Source organism: Mycobacterium asiaticum (assembly GCF_001673635.1).
Lineage (GTDB): Bacteria > Actinomycetota > Actinomycetes > Mycobacteriales > Mycobacteriaceae > Mycobacterium > Mycobacterium asiaticum_C.
The window spans coordinates 1-3,629 of the sequence record NZ_LZMH01000050.1 but is presented as its reverse complement, the minus strand read 5'-3'; the positions used below and the strand labels follow the sequence as shown (position 1 = coordinate 3,629).

Here is a 3,629-nt window from a genome sequence, read left to right as displayed (position 1 = left end):
TGGCCCGCTCACCCGAAGACTTCCACACCCTGCTGGCCACCGAAAACGTCACCATCCTCAGCCAAACCCCCTCGGCGTTCTCCGCACTGCAAACGGCCGACACGCTGTCGGGCGAGCGGGCGCAACGGCTGGCATTGGAGGCCGTCGTCTTTGCTGGGGAAGCGCTTGAGCCGCAACACCTTCGGCCGTGGCTACGCAACCATCCCCAATCGCCACGCTTGTTCAACCTGTACGGCACCACCGAAACCACCGTGCATGCCTCGTGGCGGGAGATCGTCGCACAGGACACCGAAAGCGGCGCCAGCCCCATCGGCGTGCCGCTGAACCACCTTGCCTTCATGGTGCTGGACGAATGGCTGCGGCCGGTTCCGGCCGGCATCGCGGGAGAACTTTACGTCGCCGGCGACGGGCTCAGCGTCGGTTACCTGCACCGCGCGGGACTGACCGCCGCACGATTCCTGGCCTGCCCGTACGGCGCACCGGGAACTCGCATGTACCGTACCGGCGACCTTGTGTCCTGGACCCCCGACGGCCAACTGCACTACCTCGAACGCGCCGACGAACAGGTCAAGATCCGCGGCTACCGGATCGAACTCGGTGAGATCGAGAACACCCTGCTGGATTGCCCGTACGTCACCCAGGCGGCCGTCACCGCCCACCACCGCGGCGCAGGAGGAGCCCACCTCGTCGCTTACCTCACCCTTGCGCAGGGCGCCGGTGACGGAAGCGCCGAAGATGCCGTTCAGGAATGGCGAGACCTGTACGACCAGCTCTACGGCGACGGTTCGGCACCGCCGGAATTCGGCAGCGATTTCCGCGGCTGGAACAGCAGCTACACCGGTGACCCGATTGCGCTCGAGGAGATGGAGGAGTGGCGGTCGACCACGGTGGACCGGATCATGGCCCTACGGCCGCAACGGGTCTTGGAGATCGGCGTGGGTTCCGGGCTGATCCTGGCCAGGATCGCCCCCCACTGCGAAACCTATGTGGCAACTGACAATTCGGCAGTCGCCGTGGACGCCCTGGCGCGGACTATGGAGCGGTTGCAAATCCCGTGGCGTGACCGCGTGCAGCTGCTGAGCCGACCCGCTCACGACACCGACGGGTTGCCGCGCGGTCACTTCGACACCATCATTCTCAACTCGGTGGTCCAATACTTTCCGCACTCGGAGTATCTGGTCGAGGTCATCGACAACGCCATGGAGCTGCTGGCCCCGGGCGGGTCGTTGTTCATCGGTGACGTCCGCAATCGCGCCCTGCACGGCGCGTTCCACACCGCGGTGACGCTGGCCCACGGTGGTGGCACCGCCGCCGAGGTCCGCCAGCGGGTCCGGCGCGCGATGGAGAGCGAATCCGAATTGTTGGTTGCGCCAGAGTTCTTCACCGCCTGGGCGGACCGGCAACAGGTGGTGGCCGGGATCGACATTCAGGTCAAGCGCGGCGAAGCCGACAACGAACTCACCCGGTACCGCTACGACGTCGTCGCCCACAAGGCCCCGACCGCGACGCGGTCACTGGCCACCGCCCCCGTCCAAGCCTGGGCGCAGTGCGGCGGGTCGACCGGGCTGCGTGACCACTTGACCGCGCAACGCCCGAGCGCCCTGCGTGTCACCGGCATCCACCGCACCGGACTGATCACCGACGTTCGCGCCGAAAAAGCCCTCGACAGTGGCGATCCCGACTCCACTGAATCCGAGACGCTCGAAAGCCGAACCCCAGAGCAGCTACACCGCCTCGCCGCCGACACCGGATACCGCGTCGCCGTCACCTGGGGGAGCGAATCCGGCACACTGGACGCGGTTTTCGTCGCCGCCACCGAGCCGAACACGCCGTTGAGCGACGTCTACCGGCCCAACGCCCGCAAGGCCACCCACGCCAACGATCCTCGCGCCAACGCCAAGATCAGCGTGGTACGTCAGCGGCTCAAGGAGCGGTTGCCCGCTTACATGGTGCCCGCGCAGATCATGGTGCTCGACGAATTCCCGCTGACCTCCTCGGGCAAGTTGGACCGGAAACGCCTGCCCGCGCCGGAGTATCAGCCCGCCGGTCGCTACCGCGCGCCGTCGGGCCCCGTCGAGGAGATCCTGGCCGGCATCTACGCGCAGGTGCTGGGGCTGGAGCGGGTCGGGGTCGACGAGTCGTTCTTCGAGTTGGGCGGGGACAGCATCCTGTCGATGCAGGTGGTGGCGCGGGCCCGGGTAGCGGGTCTGGTGTGCAAACCGCGCGACATCTTCGCCGAGCAGACGGTGGCCGGACTGGCGCGGGTGGCCGGGGTAGCCGACGACGCGAGTTCTGTCGCCGACGACGGACTGGGGCCGGTGCCCGCGACTCCGATCATGCACTGGCTGCGGGAAAAGGCCGGTCCCGTCGACCAGTTCAGCCAGACGGTGGTGCTGCAAGCGCCGAGTGGGACCACCGAGTCCGACGTGGCGGTGGTGCTGCAGGCGCTGCTGGACCGGCACCCGATGTTGCGGCTTCGAGCCGACAACTCGCCCGACGGCCCCTGGTCGCTGCGGGTCCCCGCGCCCGGCACGGTCCCCGCCACGCGCTGCCTGCGCACCGTGGACACCCTGTCCGAAGCGGAGCTGGCGGCGGCCCGGTCCCGGCTGAATCCGGCCGCGGGCGTGATGCTGAGCGCGCTGTGGGTCGCGTCCACCGGGCGGCTGGCGATCACCATCCACCATCTGGCCGTCGACGGGGTGTCCTGGCGAATCCTCCTCGAGGACTTGGTTTCCGCGTGGGCTCAGCAGCGCGCCGGTCATCCGGTGGCGTTGCCGGCGACCGGGACATCATTCCAGCGGTGGGCGTCGCTACTGAGCGAGTACGCGCGCCGGCCCGTCGTTGTGAACCACGTCGCCGCTTGGCGTCAAGTCGCCGGCATACCGGCCGCCCTGCCCGAACCGGATCCCGAGCTGGATACCCATGCCACCGCCGGGCGTATCTCCATGGATCTGGACGTCGAGACCACCCGCGCCTTGCTCGGTGCGGTCCCGACGGCCTTCCACGCCGGTGTCCAGGACATCCTGTTGATCGCGTTTGCGTTGGCCTGGAACGAGTTTCTGGACGGTGCCGAAGCACTCGGTGTCGACGTCGAGGGGCATGGGCGTCGCGACGACTTGGCCCCGGATCTCGACCTGTCCCGCACCGTGGGCTGGTTCACCACGAAATACCCGGTGTCGTTGCGTGTTGGTGGGCTGGACTGGGCGCAGGTGGTGGCGGGCGGGGCGGCGTTGGGTGCGGTGGTCAAGGCCGCCAAGGAGCAGTTGCGAGCGCTGCCGGATGGTTTGACGTACGGGTTGTTGCGCTATCTGAACACCGATGTCGATCTGGACGGGCCGGACCCGTCGATCGGCTTCAACTACCTGGGTCGGCTCGGCGCCGCGGCGATTGAGAATCCCGGCGACGCTTGGCGACTCAGCCCGGACCGAGTACCCGCAGCACCGATGCCGATGCCGCTGCCGCACACGGTGGACGTGAACGCGGGCACCGTCGACACCCCCAACGGCCCCTCACTGCGTGCCGAATGGGTCTGGGCGCCGTCGGTTTTGGATCGTGAGCGGGTTGCGCGGTTGGCGCAGTTGTGGTTTGCGGCGTTGGGTGGGATCTGTGCGCATGTGCGCGGCGGTGGG

The 3,629-nt window shown here is 68.2% G+C and carries 1 protein-coding gene; it reads left to right on the top strand.

Going from position 1 to position 3,629, the window contains the following annotated elements; all coding sequences use genetic code 11:
• The coding region (locus A5645_RS14260) for a condensation domain-containing protein (protein WP_155768010.1) at positions 1–3,629 on the top strand (3,629 nt) is incomplete at both ends.